A 19650-nucleotide genomic window follows, 5' to 3' on the forward strand; every position below is an offset into this window, starting at 1 on the left:
AAGAAGGGTTGCAATAGTAACGCATGCCGGGATAGATTCGGCCATGTAGTTGCAATTGCAATTACTTTTCCCAGCGCCGAATACCTTCCGATTCCACAAGAATCCGCGCGCTGGAACCCCGCCCAACACGGAGCCAGGTATGACCCAGAACAACAGTGCAACCCTCGATAACGATCCCCAGGAAACCCGCGAGTGGCTCGACTCTCTGGAGTCGGTGCTGACGGTGGAAGGTCGCCCGCGGGCCCATTACCTGATCGACCAGTTGCTGGATTTCGACGTGGCACGCCACGGCGACTTCCATGGCCGGGTGACCACGCCCTACATCAACACCATTGCCCCCGAGCGGCAGCTGCCCTACCCCGGCGACCTGGAGACCGAGCGCAAGCTCAACGCGATGATCCGCTGGAACGCCATGGCCATGGTGCTGCGCGCCGGCAAGCATTCGGGCGTGGGCGGCCACATCGCCACCTATGCTTCGGCAGCCGTGCTCTACGACGTGGGTTTCGATCATTTTTTCCGCGGCCGCAGCGACAGCTTCGACGGTGACATGGTGTACATCCAGGGCCACTCCTCCCCAGGCATCTACGGCCGCGCCTACCTGGAAGGCCGGATCAGCGCCGCCCAGCTCGACAACTTCCGCCGCGAGGCCGACGGCCAGGGCATTTCCTCCTATCCGCACCCCAGGCTGATGCCGGACTTCTGGCAGTTCCCCACTGTATCCATGGGCCTGGGGCCGATCACCGCGGCCTATCAGGCGCGTTTCATGCGCTACCTGGAACTGCGCGGGCTCAAGCAGCACCAGGGGCGCAAGGTCTGGGCCTTCCTCGGCGACGGCGAAATGGACCAGCCCGAATCCCTGGCGGCGATTTCCCTGGCCGGGCGGGAGAAACTCGACAACCTGATCTTCGTCGTCAACTGCAACCTGCAACGCCTCGATGGCCCGGTACGGGGCAACGCCAAGGTCATCCAGGAGTTCGAAAGCCTGTATCGCGCCGCCGGCTGGAACGTGATCAAGGTGATCTGGGGCAGCGGCTGGGACGCGCTGCTGGAGAAGGACCGCAGCGGCCTGCTGCGCCAGCGCATGATGGAGTGCGTGGATGGCGACTATCAGAACTACAAGTCGCAGAACGGCGCCTATGTGCGCGAGCATTTCTTCGGCAAGTACCCGCAATTGCTGGAGCTGGTGGCCGATCTCTCGGACGAGCAGATCTGGAAGCTCTCCCGGGGCGGCCACGACCCGATCAAGGTCTACAACGCCTATGCCGCCGCAGTACGCCACAGCGGCCGTCCCACGGTGATCCTGGCGAAAACCGTCAAGGGCTTCGGCATGGGCGAGGCCGGCGAAGGCCAGAACATCAACCACCAGTTGAAGAAGATGGGGGCCGAGGCAGTGAAGGCCTTCCGTGATCGCTTCGAACTGCCGGTCAGCGATGAGCAACTGGCTGAAATGCCCTACCTCAAGCCCGCGGCGGACAGCACGGAAGGCCGTTACTTCGCAGCCTGTCGCAGCCGCCTGGGGGGCTATGTGCCGGCTCGCTACAACGACTGCGCACCGCTGCAGATCCCGGCCCTGGAAGCCTTCGCCACCCAGCTCAAGGACACCGGCGACCGGGCGATCTCCACCACCATGGCCTTCGTGCGCATCCTCGGCACCCTGCTCAAGGACCCGCAGATCGGCAAGCGGGTGGTGCCGATCGTGCCTGACGAGTCGCGCACCTTCGGCATGGAAAGCCTGTTCCGCCAGATCGGCATCCACTCGGCGGTGGGCCAGCTCTATACCCCACAGGATGCCGGGCAACTGAGCTACTACAAGGAGAGCAAGAACGGCCAGATCATGCAGGAGGGCCTGAACGAATCCGGGGCGATTTCCTCATGGATCGCCGCCAGTACCTCCTACAGCAACCACCAGGTCATGACCCTGCCCTTCTACATCTTCTATTCGATGTTCGGCTTCCAAAGGATTGGTGACCTGGCCTGGGCCGCCGGCGATGCGCGGGCCCGGGGCTTCCTGCTGGGCGCCACGTCCGGGCGCACCACGCTGATGGGCGAAGGCCTGCAGCACGACGACGGCCACAGCCATATCCTCGCCTCGGTGATCCCCTGCTGCATCTCCTACGACCCGACCTTCGCCTATGAACTGGCGGTGATCATCCATGAAGGCATGCAGCGCATGTATGTGCAGCAGGAGGATGTGTATTACTACATCACCCTGCTCAACGAAAACTACCCGCAACCGGCCATGCCCGAAGGTGCTCGCGAAGGCATTCTCAAGGGCTTGTACCGCTTCAGCTCAAGCACCGCCCAGGGCGCCAAAGCCCCGCGGGTGCAACTGATGGGCAGCGGCTCGATCCTGCGCGAGGTGATCGCCGCCGGGCAGCTGCTGGAGAAGGACTTCGGGGTGCAGAGCGACATCTGGAGTGCCACCAGCCTCACCGAACTGCGCCGCCAGGGCCTGGCGGCGGAGCGCTGGAACCTGCTGCATCCGCAGCAGCCTCGGCGAGCGGCCTATGTCGAGCAATGCCTGGAAGGCCATCAAGGCCCGCTGGTGGTGGCCACCGACTACATGAAACTGTTCGCCGACCAGATCCGCCCCTTCGTCGAGGGTCGGCGCTTCGTCGCCCTGGGCACCGACGGCTTCGGCCAGTCCGATACCCGGGAAAACCTGCGGCAGTTGTTCGAGGTGGACCGGCATTTCATCGCCCTGGCGGCGTTGAAAGCCCTGGCCGATGACGGGGAGATACCCTACAGCCAGGTCGGCGAAGCCTTGAGCCGCTATCGGATCGACGCTGAAAAAGTCGACCCGAGCTCGGTCTAGGAGCCTTAGTGCCCGCTGCTCGGCAGGGCCGGAATCGGCTCGCTGGGCGGCGGCAGGTTGCTGGCCGGTGGCGGCGTGACGGTTTGTGTGGCGGGCGCTGGCTCGCTGCTGGCTGCCGGCACTATCGGCGCCGCCTCGACCGGAGGAGCCAGGGGTTGCGAGACCGCAGGCTCAGGCTCGGTGGCGGGTGCCGGCGCGGCCACAGGGGCAGGCTCGACCACTGGCTGCGCCTTGGGCTCGGGCTTGGCTGGCGCCTCGGGCTTGTTCTCGGGAACCCCGAGGTCGGCCTTGGGTTTCTCTTCGATATGCGCCGCCTTCTTCGCTTCCTGGGGCAGGAACAACTCCACCAGGGCGAAATAGCGGTCATAGAACTTGGCCGAGGACACGGTTTCGCTGGCCACCTTGACCATCGAATCATCGGTAGAGCCGATCGGCATCGACACCGAGCCCAGCACGCCCACGCCGAGGCTGGCCGAGTTGTTCACCTTCTTCAGCGCATAGCGATCCTGCAGGGCGTTGGCGAACATCGTCGAACGCTGGTCGCCGCTGCCGTCCTGGGCACAAACCACGTTGAAGCTGATTTCCAGGTGGGTCTCGCCGGTCTGCTGGAAGCTCTTGTGGCCGCTGACCAGCTTCGGATCGTTGCTGGTGATGATGTAGCCCTGGCTGAGCAGGGCACGCCGCGCGGCCTCACAGGAGGCGGCATCGCTCACCGGGTAATTGCGCGAAAACGTGCCGGAATCATCGAAGCTTTCGTGCTCGTAGATGGCGGTCTTGTGCGACGAACAGCCGGCCACCGCAGACAGCAGCAACACCCCGGCCGTGGCGCGCAGATGAAATGATTTAAACATCGAGAATCCTGAGGAAAACGCTCCGGCGCGTATTGTGCAACAGATCAGCGTCCCGCAGCGCGGGTAATTGGTGCCTTAAATTTCTCATCAGTTTACTGACCACTGTTTGCCGGAAAAAGTCGCTCGCTCAAGTGCTCGATCAACACCCGCAGCTTGGCCGCTGCATGTCGGCTCGAGGGCCACAACACCCAGAAGGCGCCGTTGTGCTCCAGGTATGGGTCGAGCACGGTTTGCAACTCGCCACGGCGCACCGCGGCCTGGACCATGAAGTCCGGCAGGCAGGCAATGCCCAGCCCGCTGCGCGCCGCGTGCTCCACCGCCTCGATGGAGCTGCTGGTCAGGCGAGTGGGCAGCACCGGCTCCGGCGCATCCGCTTGAACCTTGAAGGGCCAGGCCTCGAGCTTGCCAGTGTGGTGAAAGGTATGCCGCAGGCAGGAGTGACTGCGCAATTCCTGCGGGGTCTGCGGCACGCCGCGCTGCTGGAAATAGCCGGGGCTGCCCACCAGCACCATGCGAAAGCGCCCCAGCTGCCGGGCCAGCAACCGCGAGTCCTTGGGGTTGCCGGTGCGCACTACCAGGTCGAAACCCTCTTCCACCACATCCACCATGCGATCGGAGAGGTCGATATCCAGCTCGATCTGCGGATAGCGTTGCATGAACTCGGCCAGTACCGGCATCAACAACCCATGGACCTGCGGCGCGCTGACCCGCAGCTTGCCCACCGGCGCGCTGGAAGAGTCACATAGCTGGAACTCCGCCGCCTCGACTTCGGCGGCGATCCTGCGGCAGCGTTCGAGGAATCCGGCGCCTTCGGCGGTGAGGCTGATGCTGCGGGTGGTGCGATGAAACAGACGAGTCTCCAGGCGCTCCTCCAGACGGGCAATACTTTTGCCAACCGCCGAGGAAGAGACTCCCAGAAGGCGCCCCGCTTCGGTGAAGCTGCGGGTTTCCGCCACCTGCATAAACACCGGGATACTGCCGAGCCAGTCCATCGCGTCGCTCCGAAATTAAGGACACCTGTGTCCGATAAGTTCGGAACCTTAGCCTATTTTTCCGCCATGAACAGCGCCCTACCCTAGGCCCCTCACTTCCGAACCCACCCATCGGGGCCTTTCCATGAGCAATTGCGTCAATGCCTGCGAACCCTTGCAAGTACCTGCCACAACCCACGAACGCCTGCCTGTCGGCGGCCTGCTGGCCCTGGCCACTGCCGGGTTCATCACCCTGATGACCGAAACCCTGCCCGCCGGCCTGCTACCGCAGATGAGTGCCGACCTGGGCGTGTCTGCAGCGCTGATCGGCCAACTGGTGACCGTCTACGCCCTGGGCTCACTGCTGGCGGCCATTCCGCTGATCCTCCTCACCCAGGGCTGGCGGCGCCGGCCCCTGCTGCTGATCGCCATCGGCGGTTTCGCCGTGGTCAACAGCATCACGGCCCTCTCCACCGAATACAGCCTGATCCTGGTGGCGCGCTTCTTTGCCGGAGTCTTCGCCGGCTTGCTCTGGGCCCTAGTGGCAGGTTATGCCAGCCGCATGGTGGCGCCACACTTGCAGGGCCGGGCGATTACCCTGGCCATGCTCGGCGCGCCGCTGGCGCTGTCGGTGGGCATGCCCGCCGGGACCTGGCTGGGCGCCCTGCTGGGCTGGCGCATGAGTTTCGCCGTGATGACTGTGCTGACCCTGGGCCTGATCGGCTGGGTACTGGTGCAAGTGCCGGACTTCCCCGGGCTGCGGGCGCAGAAGCGCCTGTCGCTGAGTCGTGTCCTGACCCTGCCGGGGATCCGGCCGGTGCTGTTCGTGACCTTCGCCTATGTGCTGGGCCACAACATTCTCTACACCTACATCGCGCCTTTTCTTGAGCCGGCCGGGCTTGGCGGGGAAATCGAGCGGGTGTTGCTGGTGTTCGGCCTGGCCGCCTTGCTGAGCATCTGGCTGGTGGGCCTGCTGATCGACCGCTGGCTGCGTGAGCTGGTACTGGCCAGCTGTCTGCTGTTTATCGGCTCGACCCTGCTGCTGGGCCTGCTCGGCGACCGGCCACTGGCAATCTATGGGGCAATCGCTATCTGGGGGCTGTCCTTTGGCGGCATGGCCACCTTGCTGCAGACTGCGCTGGCCAAGGCCGCCGGCGAGCACGCCGATACTGCGCAGTCGATGCTGGTGACCCTGTGGAACCTGGCAATCGCCGGTGGCGGCCTGGGCGGCGCGCTGCTGCTGCAGGGGCCGGGCGTGGCCACCTTCCCCTGGGTGATTGCCGCCCTGTTGCTGGTGACCCTGCTAGTGGCGATGAACGCCCGACGCGAGGGCTTCCCTGCCCGGGCTTAAAATCCGGCTCCCGGCTCGGGTGGCCGGGGCTCCAGCACCAGGGCTCGAGAAAGAATGCCTAGCCTTGCGAAGCAGGGTTCGCCGGCAAGGCGCCCTCTACCTTCGCCCCTGCACTGGAGCGGGCTTTACGGCTGCGTACCAGCGGCCAGAACAACTCTTGCGTCCAGCTCACGGGTGCCAAGTGTTCGATGCCATAGGCAACGGGCCGGCGCCGAGTGATCTTCGCCGTACCAAACAGCACATCCCAGAGGAACAGCAGGTTGCCGAAGTTGCCCTTGTAATGGGTCACACCATCCTCGGCGCTCAGGCCGTGGTGCGCCGAATGGGTGGACGGCGTAGAAAAGACCCGCTCCAGCAACCACATCAGCGGCCGCAGAAAACCGATGCGGTACAGCTTGTCATCCCAGGCCACACTGCTGTGAGCGGCGAAGATCACCGTCATCTTGAGAATCAGGTAACCGTAGTAGACCGGCGCCAGCCCCAGATAAATCAGCACTCCCGAGAACCAGATGCCGGGCATCAGCAGGTAATAGAAGCTGTTGTTGCGGTAGACGATGCGAATGCTCATGTAGGGCGCCGAATGGTGCGCGCGATGCAACGCGTACAGCGCCGGTACGCGGTGGGTCAATCGGTGCCACCAGTACTGGGTCATGTCATCGAAGACCAGGAACAGCAGCAGGCCGAGTACCCAGGGGATCTGTGCCAGTGCTCCCTTTGCTTCGGGCAGCGATAGCTGCATGAGCGCGCCGCTGGCCCACATCACCAGGGGAAAGGTCACACCGAGCAACAGGCTTGAGCCCACCGCCTCGATCAACACATCACGGCGCTGGCCGCGAGGTTGGCCAAAGGCCGAACAGGTGATTTCCAGGAGGATGAAAAACACAAAGATCGCCGAAACGATCAGCAGCGGGTTGTTGGTCAGCAGGTCGTGGTTCATGGCATTCTCGCTCTTATCCTTGTGGGCATCGCCCCACCATTAGAGATCAGCAAGGCAGCCCGCTCTATGCGCGAACTGGACAGAATTCCGCGAGATCCGGCCAAGGGCATGGCCCCGCGTTTCCATCGCGGGCGCCTGGGTGAAGTCCTGCAACGCTTTCTCGATGACCAGAACACCGGCCCCCAGCAGGACTACAACCTGCTGCAGCTGGAGCAGCTGTGGCGCGCCGCGGCAGCGCTGGAGCCGGCCATCGGCCTCAAACTGTTCGAACGCTTCACCCCCCAGGACTGGCACGTGATCGCCCACGCCAGCCTGTACTGTCCGGATGTCGCCGCGTCCATGGCGTTCTGGGTGCGCTACGCGCCCTTGGGTTCGGATACCGACCGGGTACAGCTGGTGGCGGATACCCGGGGGGCCGGTGTCGAGGTTGATATCGACACATCGGCGCCACTCGGCCGCTACCTGATCGAGCACTATGGCGTCATGTCCATCACTCAGTTGCGCCGTGGCACCGGCCTTGCGGTGCAGCCGGTACTGGCCTGCTTCAGCCATCCACGCCCGGCCTATCACGCGCAGTACCATCACTGGTTCGGCAAGCGGATCGAATTCGATTGCCCGGCCAACCGTTTCTACTTCGACCCGCAAACCCTGCAACTGCCGCTGCAAACCCGCCACGCCGGCATGCTGGAACTGCTGAGCGAGGAGCTGGATCGACGGGTGGCCCTGCACCGGCGACAGAGCGGTTGGGCCGCCAAGGTGGCAGCGGCTTGTCGCCAGGCCCTGGCCGCCGGCCACTCACCAACCCTGGAAAGCCTTTGCGCGCAACTGCATCAAACCCCGCGAACGCTGCGGCGACGCCTGGAGGAACAGGGGTTGAGCTTTCGCGAATTGCTCGACCAGACCCGCGCCGAGCTGGAAATGCACCTGCAACTGCAAGGCGAATCCCGGGCCCAGATTGCCCTGCAGTTGGGCTACAACGATCAGGCGGCCTACCTGCATGCACGCAAACGCTGGAAGAACGCCCTTGGCTGAAGTTTTTTCCAGCCCAAAAAAAGACCCCGGCATTGCGGCCGGGGTCTTTTCAACACTGTGGGTCAGACATCAGTAACGCTTGATGTCCGCCTGGTTTTCCAGCTGCTTGCGGTAGGCGGCAAAGTCTTGCTGCCCTACCCGCGAGGCCAGGAAGCGACGGTATTGAGCCTTCTCTTCCTCGGTCGGCGCAGCGGCTTCGTTGACACCATTGAGCTGCAGCACCAACAGGTTGCCATTAGGCAGGGTCACGCTGGTGAAGGTCGGTTTGTCCTTGGACTCAGGCTTGGTCATGCGGAACAGCGCCTGCAGCACGGTCGGATCGATCCCTTCCTGGCCACGGGTCACGGCGTGCGCGACTTTCCAGTCCTGGCCATCCACCGGCTTGTTCAGCGCGGTCTTGCCGTCGCGCAGGCTGGCGATCAGCTCTTCAGCCTTGGTCTTGGCCGCGGCACTGGCGTGCTCTTTGGCCAATTGCGTGCGAATGGCACTGGCAACGCTTTCCAGTGGCAGTTGCTCAGGTTTGCGGTGCTCCTTGGCACGCAGCACTACCACGGTTTCCGGGTCCAGTTCGATGGCGGTGCTATTGGCACCCTCATCGAGGACTTCGGTGCTGAACGCCGCTTGTATCACGGCGCGGTTGGCTGCGATGCCGTCACCACCTTCACGGCCGAATGGCGCGGAAGTGTGGACAGTCAGCTTCAGGTCCTGGGCCGGTTGTGCCAGATCGGACGCTTCGAACGACGAGTCTTCCAGTTGCTTGGTGGCCTCGACGAAACGCTGCTCGACCTGCTGGGTCTTCAGATCCCGGGTCAGCTTGCCCTTGAGGCTGGCGAAGCTCGGCACTTCCGGCGCTTCGACACCCAGCAGCTTGATCAGGTGGAAACCGAAGTCGGTACGTACCGGCGCCGATACCTGGTCCTTGTTCAAGGCGTACAGGGCTTTCTCGAAGGTTGGGTCATAGACGCCAGGACCTGCGAAACCCAGGTCGCCGCCGTTGCTGGCCGAACCCGGGTCCTGGGAGAACTCCTTGGCCAGTGCCTCGAAGCTTTCGCCCTTGGCCAGACGTGCCTGGATCTCTTCGATCTTGGCCTTGGCCTGGGCCTCATTCACCTTGTCATTGACTTCGATGAGGATGTGCGCCGCGCGGCGTTGCTCGGACAGGTTGGCAATTTCCTTCTGATACAGCGCTTGCAGGTCCTCGTCCTTGACGCTGACCTGATCGAAGAAGGCGGCCTTCTTCAATTCGATGTAATCAATCACCACCTGGTCCGGAGTCATGAACTCCTTGGCGTGCTGGTCGTAGTACGCCTTGACCTCGTCGTCGGTCAACTTGACCGCTGCCGGGTCGGCCTTGATGGTCAGGGAAGCGAAGTCACGGGTCTGCTTTTCCAGACGGGCGAATGCCAGCACCTGGGCGTCGGTGACAAAACCGCTGCCTGCCAGACCGGCGCGTACCTGGCCGATCAGCATTTCCTGAGTCAGCATCTGGCGAAATTGCAGGCGGGTGTAACCCAGTTGACGGATCACCTGGTCGAAGCGCTCGGGGCTGAACTTGCCATCAACCTGGAACTCCGGCGTTTGCAGAATGACCTGGTCCAGCGCACCTTCGGAGAACGCGAACTTGGAATCCTGCGCACCTTGCAGCAACAGCTTGCGGTCGATCAGCCCTTTGAGAGCAGCTTCGCGCAGCATCTTCTCGTCCAGCAGGGAGGCATCGAAGTCTTTGCCCAGCTGCTGCATCAACTGACGACGTTGCATGTCGACGGCCTGGCTCAACTCGTTCTGAGTGATTTCCTCACCGTTGACCTTGGCCGCGTCCTGATTGTGGGTAGTGGCCTTGAAAATGGCATCGAATCCCGTCAACGCCAACAGCGCGACGATAACCCCGATGATGGTTTTGGCAATCCAGCCTTGTGAATTGTCCCTGATATTCTGCAGCATGCGTCCCCCAGAAACGGTTGTACTTCAATTTGAGCAACCGTGGAGCGTGGGTAGAGTCCGGATAGAAGAAAGGCGCATCCGAGGATGCGCCTTCTCGTAACTGGCGGAGCGGACGAAGGTTAAACCCGCGACCCTCGGCGTGAACCGGTGGTAGACCGGTTGACTAGCGCCCCGCTGCCAGATCAGGCATGACCCCGACCCGGATGGGCAAAGACCCTGAAGAAACTTAGTTAACGGCTTCTTTCAGTGCTTTACCGGCTTTGAAACCTGGCTTTTTAGCAGCAGCGATTTCCAGAGTCTTACCGGTCTGTGGGTTACGACCGATACGCGCTGGACGATCAGTTACGGAGAAAGTACCGAAACCAACCAGCACCACAGAGTCACCGGCCTTCAGAGCGCCAGTAACGGATTCGATTACTGCGTCCAGCGCACGGCCAGCAGCAGCTTTCGGGAGATCAGCAGATGCAGCGATAGCATCAATCAGTTCCGACTTGTTCACTCTAAGTCCCCTTATATATCTATGAGTATGATTCTAAGTTTTTTGGTGAAAGCAAAAACGAGTGCTGAATGGCCTACAGACACTTAAGAGCCGCTTTATAACAAGGGCTCTAAAAAGCTGTCAAGGAAGCCCCCCAGGCTAATGCGTACTAATGCGTGCTAATTCTTTCCTTAGAGTCAGACTCGCGTTTTTCGTCCTTTGCGACTATCTCGGGAGCCACATCCGGCAAGGGCTCCGGCGCGTATTGCAGCGCAATTTGCAGGACTTCGTCAATCCATTTAACCGGTTTAATCTGCAGATCCTGCTTGATATTGTCAGGAATTTCTTTCAAATCGCGAACATTCTCTTCCGGAATGATCACTGTCTTGATTCCACCCCGATGAGCGGCGAGTAATTTCTCTTTCAACCCGCCGATAGCCAATACCTGACCACGCAGAGTGATCTCGCCCGTCATTGCCACATCAGCCCGCACCGGAATGCCGGTCAGCGCCGAAACCAGCGCCGTGCACATGCCTACACCCGCGCTGGGGCCGTCTTTCGGGGTCGCCCCTTCTGGCATGTGGATATGGGTGTCGCGCTTCTCGTGGAAGTCCAGGGGAATGCCCAGGCTCTTGGCCCGGCTGCGCACCACGGTCAGTGCTGCTGTGATCGACTCGACCATCACATCGCCCAGGGAACCGGTCTTGATCAACTGGCCCTTGCCCGGAACCACAGCGGCTTCGATGGTCAGCAGTTCACCGCCCACTTGAGTCCATGCCAACCCGGTCACCTGACCGATCTGGTCTTGCTGCTCGGCCAGGCCGTAGCGGAATTTGCGCACGCCGAGGAAGTGCTCCAGCAGGTCGGAAGTGACCTTCACCGAGAAGCGCTTTTCCATCGCATGCTCTTTCACCGCCTTGCGGCAGACCTTGGCAATCTGCCGCTCCAGGCCGCGTACACCGGCCTCGCGGGTGTAGTAGCGAATGATGTCGCGGATCGCATCCGGCTCGAATTCCAGCTCGCCCTTCTTCAGGCCGTTGGCCTGAATCTGCTTGGGCGAGAGGTACTTGACCGCGATGTTGATCTTCTCGTCCTCGGTGTAGCCAGGCAGACGAATCACCTCCATCCGGTCCAGCAAGGCCGGCGGAATATTCATCGAGTTGGAGGTGCAGAGGAACATCACATCGGACAAGTCGTAATCGACTTCCAGGTAGTGATCGTTGAAATTATGGTTCTGCTCGGGGTCCAGCACCTCGAGCAATGCCGAGGCCGGATCACCGCGCATATCGCTGCCCATCTTGTCGATTTCGTCGAGCAAGAACAGTGGGTTGCGCACCCCCACCTTTGTCATCTTTTGAATCAATCTTCCTGGCATCGAACCGATGTAAGTCCGACGATGCCCACGAATCTCCGCCTCGTCACGCACGCCACCCAGGGCCATGCGTACGAACTTGCGGTTGGTAGCGTTGGCGATCGACTCCGCCAGGGAGGTTTTACCCACCCCAGGAGGCCCCACCAGGCACAGTACCGGGCCACGAATCTTTTTCACCCGCTTCTGTACGGCGAGGTATTCGAGAATCCGTTCCTTGACCTCTTCCAGGCCATAGTGGTCGGCATCGAGAATATCTTCGGCACGTGCCAGATCGAGACGAACCTTGCTCTGTGCCTTCCACGGCACCTGAACCAGCCAGTCGATATAAGAGCGGACCACAGTAGCCTCGGCAGACATCGGCGACATCTGCTTGAGCTTGTTCAGTTCGGCCTGAGCCTTGGTCATCGCGTCTTTTGGCAGGCCTGCGGCATCGATACGCTTTTTCAGCTCCTCGATTTCGTTGTGCCCTTCGTCGCCATCACCCAGTTCTTTCTGAATGGCCTTCATCTGCTCATTCAGGTAGTACTCGCGCTGGCTGCGCTCCATTTGCTTCTTGACGCGACCACGGATGCGCTTTTCCACTTGCAGCAGATCGATCTCGGCGTCCAGCAATGCCAGGACATGCTCGACCCGAGCGGACAGATCGATGATCTCGAGGATTTCCTGCTTCTGCTCGATCTTCAACGCCATGTGCGCAGCCATGGTATCCACCAGGCGGCTTGGCTCATCGATGCTATTGAGGGACGACAGCACCTCGGCAGGGACTTTCTTGCCCAGTTGCACGTACTGCTCGAACTGGGACAGCAGACTGCGAACAAACACTTCCGACTCACGGTCAGGAGCATCGACTTCGTCAATCAGGGAGACTTCGGCACGGCAATGGCCATCAACTTCGCTGAAGCGCTCAACAGCACCACGCTGTTCGCCTTCAACCAATACCTTGACGGTGCCATCAGGCAATTTGAGCAACTGCAAGACAGTCGCAATGGTACCTACGCGATAGAGTGCATCTTCACCGGGATCGTCATCAGCAGGGTTTCTCTGCGCCAGCAAGAGAATCTGCTTGTCGCCCGTCATCGCTGCCTCGAGGGCTTCGATCGACTTCTCGCGCCCCACGAACAGCGGGATAACCATGTGCGGATAAACCACAACATCACGCAATGGCAGGAGAGGCAATTCGATGGTTGTCTTCATGATTTCGCCTCTACGGCGGCCGTAAGGCCGTAAACAGATGGAAGTAAGCTTGAAACCAAGATGGGGGCTGCCTGGAAAAAAAACAAGCTCAAAGACAGCACTTTAAGGCGCTAAAAACAAAGGGGCCCGAAGGCCCCTTCTTTCATTCCAACAGCGCGACGCTTACGCGTCTGGCGCCGCCTTGGCCGTCGGCTCACTGTTCTCATAGATGTACAGTGGCTGGGACTTGCCTTCAATAACGCTTTCGTCGATCACTACTTTACTCACCTCGGACTGCGAGGGGATTTCATACATAGTGTCGAGCAGAACACCTTCAAGAATGGAGCGCAGGCCACGAGCACCAGTCTTGCGTTCAAGGGCTCGCTTGGCGACGGACTTCAAGGCATCGGTACGGAACTCCAGGTCAACACCTTCCATCTCGAACAACTTGGCGTACTGCTTGGTCAAGGCGTTCTTCGGTTCGGTGAGGATCTGAATCAATGCCGCTTCGTCCAACTCATCCAAGGTCGCCAGGACAGGCAGACGACCGACGAATTCCGGGATCAGACCGAACTTGACCAAATCGTCAGGCTCGACTTCACGCAGGGACTCACCGACTTTCTTGCCTTCTTCCTTGCTGCGAACTTCTGCGTTGAAACCGATGCCGCCCTTGGTGGAACGGTTTTGAATAACCTTTTCCAGACCCGAGAACGCACCACCACAGATGAACAGGATGTTACGGGTATCGACCTGCAGGAATTCCTGCTGCGGATGCTTGCGACCACCTTGCGGAGGAACGGAGGCAACCGTGCCTTCAATCAACTTCAACAGGGCTTGCTGAACGCCTTCGCCGGAAACATCCCGGGTAATCGAAGGGTTGTCAGACTTGCGGGAAATCTTGTCGATCTCATCGATGTAGACAATGCCCATCTGGGCCTTCTCTACGTCGTAGTCGCACTTCTGCAGCAACTTCTGAATGATGTTCTCGACGTCTTCCCCCACATAACCGGCTTCGGTCAGGGTAGTGGCATCGGCGATGGTGAAAGGTACATTCAACAGGCGAGCCAGGGTTTCGGCCAACAGCGTCTTACCCGAACCTGTAGGGCCGATCAGCAAGATGTTGCTCTTGCCAAGTTCGACGTCGTCACTCTTCTTGTCACGCTGGTTCAGACGCTTGTAGTGGTTGTACACCGCTACTGCTAGAACCTTTTTTGCACGCTCCTGACCAATCACGTACTGATCAAGGATGCCGCTGATTTCTTTAGGCGAAGGCAATTTATGCGCGCTGCTCTCGGCCTGTGCTTCCTGCACCTCCTCACGGATGATGTCATTGCACAGGTCGACGCACTCGTCGCAGATAAAGACCGAGGGGCCGGCAATCAATTTGCGCACTTCATGCTGGCTTTTGCCACAGAAGGAGCAATAAAGCAGTTTGCCGTTGTCCTCGCCGTTGCGGGTGTCAGTCATTCGTTCGATCCAAATCCGATAGGCTTGCAACACAAGATGAAGGCTATTGCGGGCTTTTTCAAGCCCGCCACTGATCGGAACAACCGACCATGCCTATTTTGAGCTGCTTATTTTAAGCGGGGCGCTGGTTGATGACTTCGTCGATCAACCCGTACTCACGCGCAGCTTCGGCGCTCATGAAGTTATCGCGATTGGTATCGCGCTCGATTTCTTCCAGGGTGCGCCCGCTATGCTTGGCCATCAGCGTGTTGAGACGCTCACGGATGAAGAGGATTTCCTTGGCATGGATTTCAATATCCGATGCCTGACCCTGGAAACCGCCCAGTGGCTGGTGAATCATCACTCGGGAGTTTGGCAGGCAGAAACGCTTGCCTGGAGCGCCGGCTGTCAGCAAGAACGCGCCCATGCTGCATGCCTGGCCAATACAAGTGGTTGAAACGTTAGGCTTGATGAACTGCATGGTGTCGTAGATCGACATGCCAGCTGTCACCGAACCGCCCGGGGAGTTGATATAGAGATGGATGTCCTTGTCCGGGTTTTCCGCTTCAAGGAACAGCAGTTGCGCACAGATCAGGTTGGCCATGTAGTCCTCTACAGGGCCCACCAGAAAAATCACTCGCTCCTTGAGGAGGCGCGAGTAGATGTCGTAGGCGCGCTCGCCACGAGCGGACTGCTCGACAACCATCGGGACCAGGCCGCCTGCGGCCTGGATATCAGAGTTCTGCTGAATATACGAATTACGGAACATGCTCTGCAGTCACTCCCAAATAGTCACGTCTTGAATACGCATAAGCCAGCGCGAAGGCTGGCTTATGGTGTGTGCTTCGAACGAGAAGAAAATCAGTCGGCTTGAGGTGCTTCTACCGGCTTGACCGCTTCTTCGTAGGAGACCGATTTGTCGGTCACGCTAGCTTTCTGCAGAACAGTATCCACAACTTGTTCTTCCAGCACAACCGAACGAACTTCGTTCAATTGCTGCTCGTTCTTGTAGTACCAGGACACGACCTGCTCAGGTTCCTGATAAGCCGAAGCCATTTCCTGGATCAGCTCGCGAACGCGGCCTTCATCAGGCTTCAGATCGAACTGCTTAACAACCTCAGCAACGATCAAACCCAGTACCACGCGACGCTTGGCCTGCTCTTCGAACAGCTCGGCTGGCAGTTGATCCGGCTTGATGTTGCCACCGAATTGCTGGACAGCTTGAACGCGCAGACGGTTAACTTCGTTGTCCAGCAGCGCCTTCGGCACTTCGATCGGGTTGGAGGCCAGCAGACCGTCCATGACCTGATTCTTCACTTTGGACTTGATGGCCTGACGCAGTTCGCGCTCCATGTTCTTGCGAACTTCGGCGCGGAAGCCTTCCAGACCTGCTTCCTTGATGCCGAACTGAGCGAAGAACTCCTCGGTCAGCTCTGGCAGCTTAGGCTCGGAAACGCTGTTGACAGTCACAGTGAACTCGGCGGCCTTGTTGGCCAGATCCAGGTTCTGATAGTTCTCAGGGAAGGTCAGATTCAGGACGCGCTCTTCACCCGCCTTGGCGCCTACCAGGCCTTCTTCGAAGCCAGGAATCATGCGACCCGAGCCCAGCACCAGCTGGGTACCCTTGGCCGAACCACCGGCGAAGACTTCACCGTCGACCTTGCCAACGAAATCGATGTTCAGTTGATCGTCGTTCTGCGCAGCACGATCGGCCACTTCAAAACGCACGTTCTGCTTGCGCAGGATTTCCAGCATGTTATCCAGGTCGGCATCAGCCACATCAGCGCTCAGGCGCTCAACGGCGATGTTTTCGAAGCCGGCAACAGTGAACTCTGGGAACACTTCAAAAGTGGCAACGTACTCCAGGTCCTTGCCCTTCTCCAGCACTTTAGGCTCGACCGAAGGAGCGCCGGCAGGGTTCAGTTTCTGCTCGACAACGGCTTCATAGAAGGAAGCCTGGATCACATCACCTACTGCTTCTTGACGCGCATCAGCCTCATAACGCTGACGGATCACGCTCATTGGAACCTTGCCAGGACGGAAGCCTGGAATCTTGGCCTTTTGGGCAGTCTGCTGCAGACGCTTGTTGACCTGGCTCTCGATGCGCTCAGCCGGCACGGTGATGCTCATGCGGCGCTCAAGAGCAGAAGTATTTTCAACAGAAACTTGCATGGATATTCCTCGTTGCACAGACGTTAGCCGGCCGTTTTCCGACCCCAGAATCAAGGGCATGCATTCTAGAGGGTCAAACTCAAGAAGTCACCCTACTGAAAACGGGTAAAAAACCGCCGGCAATGTGAAGGCGGGGACAAAGGATTGAGCCTCGCCATGAGAGCAAATATTGCGAACCAAACCAGGGCCTCTACTTCAACCCTTCTATATATAGAAGGAGTCGTTCAGCACACCCCTGAAAAACGCCAGCCAATAGCTGAAACCCGGAACCCTCAACGACCAAAGGACAACATTCTGCCACTCAACCGGCTCATCGGATGCAGCCATTTAGAGGTATCAAATCCAGAAACGAAAACGGCGCAGCCCTTTTCAGGTGCTGCGCCGTTATCTGCTATTAACTAGCTACTTTATTGGTGCGGACGAAGAGACTCGAACTCTTACACCTTGCGGCGCTGGAACCTAAATCCAGTGTGTCTACCAATTCCACCACGTCCGCGTAACAAGCTTTTAAAGCAAAGGCGCCAGACTATTAATCTGGCGCCTTCTTCGAATATGGGGTGGACGATGGGGATCGAACCCACGACAACAGGAGTCACAATCCTGTGCTCTACCAACTGAGCTACGCCCACCATATTGCGTTACTTGTGCCAAAGCTGCCTAATGGCGCACCCGGCAGGACTCGAACCTGCGACCATCCGCTTAGAAGGCGGATGCTCTATCCAGCTGAGCTACGGGCGCCTTATTAATCTGTATTCTTTAACGATTACAAACTAATTGCTTTCAGTCGTTACGAGTTAAACATCAACTCTGCCCGACCTTCTTAACCAGTGCTAGGCTGTGCCCGACAAGTGCGACGAATGTTATAGACGGTCCGTTAGGTCGTCAACTCTTTTTTGAAAAAAATTCATTTAATTAAAGGGCTTAGGGGAATTTGCAGACCAAGCGCCTTTGCCCTCACGTTCCGACATGCGAGAATGCGTTCTCTTTTTCTCACCCTCTCGATGGTTAATCACGCGTCATGACTGCACAACTAATCGACGGCAAGGCGATCGCCGCTAGCCTGCGCCAGCAGATCGCCAAACGCGTCGCCGAGCGTCGCCAGCAAGGCCTGCGTACTCCAGGCCTCGCGGTGATTCTGGTCGGCAGCGACCCGGCCTCTCAAGTTTATGTCTCGCACAAGCGTAAAGACTGCGAAGAGGTCGGCTTCCTTTCCCAAGCCTATGACTTGCCCGCCAACACCACTCAAGAGGACCTGGCCGGCTTGATCGACCGCCTCAACGATGACCCGAACATCGATGGCGTCCTGCTGCAGTTGCCGCTTCCCGAGCACCTGGACGCTTCTCTATTACTGGAGCGTATTCGCCCGGACAAAGACGTGGACGGTTTCCATCCTTATAACGTCGGTCGCCTGGCCCAGCGCATTCCACTGCTGCGCCCTTGCACCCCCAAGGGCATCATGACCCTTCTGGAAAGCACCGGTGCCGATCTGTACGGCATGGATGCAGTGGTTGTCGGCGCTTCCAATATCGTTGGTCGCCCGATGGCCATGGAGTTGCTGCTGGCCGGTTGCACCGTGACCGTGACCCACCGCTTCACCAAGGATCTGGCTGGTCATGTCGGCCGTGCCGACCTGGTAGTCGTAGCCGCCGGCAAGCCGGGCCTGGTCAAGGGCGAGTGGATCAAGGAAGGCGCAATCGTCATCGACGTTGGCATCAATCGCCAGGACGACGGCAAGCTGGTGGGTGACGTGGTGTATGAAACCGCCCTGCCCCGCGCCGGCTGGATCACCCCAGTACCTGGTGGCGTCGGCCCCATGACCCGCGCCTGCCTGCTGGAAAACACGCTGTACGCAGCCGAATCGCTGCACAGCTGAGTTTGCTGCCCCGCAACAGAAAACCCGCCAATGGCGGGTTTTTTTATTCTGAAATTAAAGGCCGCCCGGGCTCTTTATCACCCCTGACTCTTAGCCCGCGCCCATTGCTGCGCAAAGCCCTACCGTTCAGGAAAAAAACGTGTTTTTTCTTTATTTTTAAGGGCTTTCGGCTGACCGTGGAAGAACAATCGACAGTTCTTCAGCCATACTCATAAAATGTAACGTTTTTCCCAGAAAGCCCGTTAGCCAACGGCATATCCATTCTTTATCGAGTCCGCCCGCGTGAAAATTCGTCTCTCCATTCTCAGCTTGTTGTTTGCTGTGTCCGGCACACTGATCGCGCACAGCGTCGACGCCAGCGAAACCACCGCGGCGCCAAGAGACACTTCACAATTGCATATCGCGTCCGGTAGCGCCCTGCTGCTGGATCTGCAGACCAACAAAGTTATCTATTCCAGCAACCCGGACGTGATAGTCCCCATCGCCTCGGTGACCAAGCTGATGACCGCCATGGTGGTCCTGGACGCCAAGCTGCCCCTGGACGAATACATCTCCATGAACATCAGCGACACCCCGGAAATGAAAGGGGTGTTCTCCCGGGTCAAGCTCAACAGTGAGCTGAGCCGCCGGGACACACTGCTGATCGCCCTGATGTCTTCGGAAAACCGTGCTGCCGCCAGCCTGGCCCATCACTACCCGGGCGGCTACGCGGCGTTCATCGCAGCAATGAACGCCAAGGCCAAGTCCCTGGGCATGACCCACACCCGCTACGTGGAGCCTACAGGCCTGTCGATCCACAACGTTTCCACCGCCCGTGACCTGAGCAAGTTGCTGGTGGCTTCGCGCAAGTACCCGCTGCTCAGCGAACTGAGTACCACCAAGGAAAAGACCGTAGCCTTTCGCAAGCCCAACTACACCCTGGGCTTCCGTAATACCGACCATCTAGTGAACAAGGAAAAATGGGACATCAAGATCACCAAGACCGGCTTTACCAACCAGGCCGGCCACTGCCTGGTGCTGGTCACCAGCATGGGTAATCGCCCGGTAGCGCTGGTGATTCTTGATGCCTTCGGCAAATACACCCACTTCGCCGATGCCAGCCGCATCCGCAATTGGGTCGAAACCGGTAAGAGCGGCTCGGTACCGGACGTCGCCCTGCGCTACAAAGCGGACAAGAACCTGAAGAACCGTCAGGTCGCCGCTCCCCAGGCCTCACACTGATACCCGGCAAAAAACAA

The 19650-nt window shown here is 59.4% G+C and carries 14 protein-coding genes and 3 tRNA genes; 5 read left to right on the forward strand and 12 right to left on the reverse strand.

Annotated features, from left to right (window positions below; translation table 11 throughout):
- Positions 1 to 139: 139 nt before the first annotated feature.
- Positions 140 to 2815: a pyruvate dehydrogenase (acetyl-transferring), homodimeric type gene (gene aceE / locus PFLCHA0_RS20205; RefSeq protein WP_015636344.1), complete on the forward strand. Its 2676-nt coding sequence runs from the start codon at positions 140 to 142 to the stop codon at positions 2813 to 2815.
- Between the two features lie 5 nt (positions 2816 to 2820).
- Here the strand turns inward: aceE and PFLCHA0_RS20210 are convergent, their stop codons facing one another.
- Complete coding sequence (locus PFLCHA0_RS20210; protein ID WP_015636345.1) at positions 2821 to 3666, reverse strand: DUF2242 domain-containing protein; 846 nt, start codon at positions 3664 to 3666, stop codon at positions 2821 to 2823.
- A gap of 92 nt (positions 3667 to 3758) precedes the next feature.
- Entirely contained in the window at positions 3759 to 4658 is a 900-nt protein-coding gene (locus PFLCHA0_RS20215; protein ID WP_011062266.1) for a LysR family transcriptional regulator, read from the reverse strand.
- A 124-nt stretch (positions 4659 to 4782) separates the two neighbouring features.
- Here PFLCHA0_RS20215 and PFLCHA0_RS20220 point away from each other — a divergent pair, with 124 nt between their 5' ends.
- Positions 4783 to 5988, forward strand: coding sequence for an MFS transporter (locus PFLCHA0_RS20220; RefSeq protein WP_015636346.1), 1206 nt, complete (start codon positions 4783 to 4785; stop codon positions 5986 to 5988).
- Positions 5989 to 6046: 58 nt separating this feature from the next.
- Here PFLCHA0_RS20220 and PFLCHA0_RS20225 read toward each other — a convergent pair whose 3' ends face one another.
- On the reverse strand, positions 6047 to 6925 hold the full coding sequence (locus PFLCHA0_RS20225; protein WP_015636347.1) for a sterol desaturase family protein: 879 nt from the start codon (positions 6923 to 6925) through the stop codon (positions 6047 to 6049).
- Between the two features lie 66 nt (positions 6926 to 6991).
- On the opposite strand from PFLCHA0_RS20225, the gene PFLCHA0_RS20230 reads away from it, so the two are divergent.
- On the forward strand, positions 6992 to 7957 hold the full coding sequence (locus PFLCHA0_RS20230; protein ID WP_015636348.1) for an AraC family transcriptional regulator ligand-binding domain-containing protein: 966 nt from the start codon (positions 6992 to 6994) through the stop codon (positions 7955 to 7957).
- A 69-nt stretch (positions 7958 to 8026) separates the two neighbouring features.
- On the opposite strand, the gene PFLCHA0_RS20235 is transcribed toward PFLCHA0_RS20230, so the two are convergent.
- The 9 genes from PFLCHA0_RS20235 to PFLCHA0_RS20270 all read right to left on the reverse strand — a co-directional run bounded on the left by PFLCHA0_RS20235 (position 8027) and on the right by PFLCHA0_RS20270 (position 17277).
- Positions 8027 to 9898 (reverse strand): SurA N-terminal domain-containing protein, encoded by a 1872-nt coding sequence (locus PFLCHA0_RS20235; RefSeq protein WP_015636349.1) that lies wholly within the window; start codon positions 9896 to 9898, stop codon positions 8027 to 8029.
- Between the two features lie 226 nt (positions 9899 to 10124).
- On the reverse strand, positions 10125 to 10397 hold the full coding sequence (locus tag PFLCHA0_RS31345; protein ID WP_011062271.1) for an HU family DNA-binding protein: 273 nt from the start codon (positions 10395 to 10397) through the stop codon (positions 10125 to 10127).
- Positions 10398 to 10545: 148 nt separating this feature from the next.
- Complete coding sequence (gene lon, locus PFLCHA0_RS20240; RefSeq protein ID WP_011062272.1) at positions 10546 to 12942, reverse strand: endopeptidase La; 2397 nt, start codon at positions 12940 to 12942, stop codon at positions 10546 to 10548.
- Positions 12943 to 13104: 162 nt separating this feature from the next.
- A complete protein-coding gene (gene clpX / locus PFLCHA0_RS20245; protein WP_011062273.1) occupies positions 13105 to 14388 on the reverse strand; it encodes an ATP-dependent Clp protease ATP-binding subunit ClpX in 1284 nt (427 codons plus the stop codon).
- Between the two features lie 112 nt (positions 14389 to 14500).
- Positions 14501 to 15136, reverse strand: coding sequence for an ATP-dependent Clp endopeptidase proteolytic subunit ClpP (clpP, locus tag PFLCHA0_RS20250; RefSeq protein ID WP_011062274.1), 636 nt, complete (start codon positions 15134 to 15136; stop codon positions 14501 to 14503).
- 92 nt (positions 15137 to 15228) lie between these two features.
- Positions 15229 to 16539, reverse strand: a complete 1311-nt coding sequence (gene tig, locus PFLCHA0_RS20255) for a trigger factor (RefSeq protein WP_015636350.1) — start codon at positions 16537 to 16539, stop codon at positions 15229 to 15231.
- A gap of 411 nt (positions 16540 to 16950) precedes the next feature.
- A tRNA-Leu gene (locus PFLCHA0_RS20260) sits at positions 16951 to 17035 on the reverse strand.
- Positions 17036 to 17092: 57 nt separating this feature from the next.
- Positions 17093 to 17168 (reverse strand) — tRNA-His (locus tag PFLCHA0_RS20265).
- A gap of 32 nt (positions 17169 to 17200) precedes the next feature.
- Positions 17201 to 17277 (reverse strand) — tRNA-Arg (locus tag PFLCHA0_RS20270).
- A 280-nt stretch (positions 17278 to 17557) separates the two neighbouring features.
- On the opposite strand from PFLCHA0_RS20270, the gene folD reads away from it, so the two are divergent.
- The gene (folD, locus tag PFLCHA0_RS20275) at positions 17558 to 18412 is read left to right on the forward strand and encodes a bifunctional methylenetetrahydrofolate dehydrogenase/methenyltetrahydrofolate cyclohydrolase FolD (RefSeq protein WP_011062276.1); all 855 of its coding nucleotides are present in this window, start codon (positions 17558 to 17560) and stop codon (positions 18410 to 18412) included.
- A 282-nt stretch (positions 18413 to 18694) separates the two neighbouring features.
- Positions 18695 to 19633, forward strand: coding sequence for a D-alanyl-D-alanine endopeptidase (gene pbpG, locus PFLCHA0_RS20280; RefSeq protein WP_011062277.1), 939 nt, complete (start codon positions 18695 to 18697; stop codon positions 19631 to 19633).
- The last annotated feature ends 17 nt before the right edge of the window (positions 19634 to 19650 follow it).

The sequence above is a fragment of the Pseudomonas protegens CHA0 genome (genome assembly GCF_000397205.1).
Lineage (GTDB): Bacteria > Pseudomonadota > Gammaproteobacteria > Pseudomonadales > Pseudomonadaceae > Aquipseudomonas > Aquipseudomonas protegens.

Coding starts and splice junctions, on each gene's coding strand:
- aceE (WP_015636344.1), top strand. CDS start 140: ATGACCCAGAACAACAGTGCAACCCTCGATAACGATCCCCAGGAAACC.
- PFLCHA0_RS20210 (WP_015636345.1), bottom strand. CDS start 3,666: ATGTTTAAATCATTTCATCTGCGCGCCACGGCCGGGGTGTTGCTGCTG.
- PFLCHA0_RS20215 (WP_011062266.1), bottom strand. CDS start 4,658: ATGGACTGGCTCGGCAGTATCCCGGTGTTTATGCAGGTGGCGGAAACC.
- PFLCHA0_RS20220 (WP_015636346.1), top strand. CDS start 4,783: ATGAGCAATTGCGTCAATGCCTGCGAACCCTTGCAAGTACCTGCCACA.
- PFLCHA0_RS20225 (WP_015636347.1), bottom strand. CDS start 6,925: ATGAACCACGACCTGCTGACCAACAACCCGCTGCTGATCGTTTCGGCG.
- PFLCHA0_RS20230 (WP_015636348.1), top strand. CDS start 6,992: ATGCGCGAACTGGACAGAATTCCGCGAGATCCGGCCAAGGGCATGGCC.
- PFLCHA0_RS20235 (WP_015636349.1), bottom strand. CDS start 9,898: ATGCTGCAGAATATCAGGGACAATTCACAAGGCTGGATTGCCAAAACC.
- lon (WP_011062272.1), bottom strand. CDS start 12,942: ATGAAGACAACCATCGAATTGCCTCTCCTGCCATTGCGTGATGTTGTG.
- clpX (WP_011062273.1), bottom strand. CDS start 14,388: ATGACTGACACCCGCAACGGCGAGGACAACGGCAAACTGCTTTATTGC.
- clpP (WP_011062274.1), bottom strand. CDS start 15,136: ATGTTCCGTAATTCGTATATTCAGCAGAACTCTGATATCCAGGCCGCA.
- tig (WP_015636350.1), bottom strand. CDS start 16,539: ATGCAAGTTTCTGTTGAAAATACTTCTGCTCTTGAGCGCCGCATGAGC.
- folD (WP_011062276.1), top strand. CDS start 17,558: ATGACTGCACAACTAATCGACGGCAAGGCGATCGCCGCTAGCCTGCGC.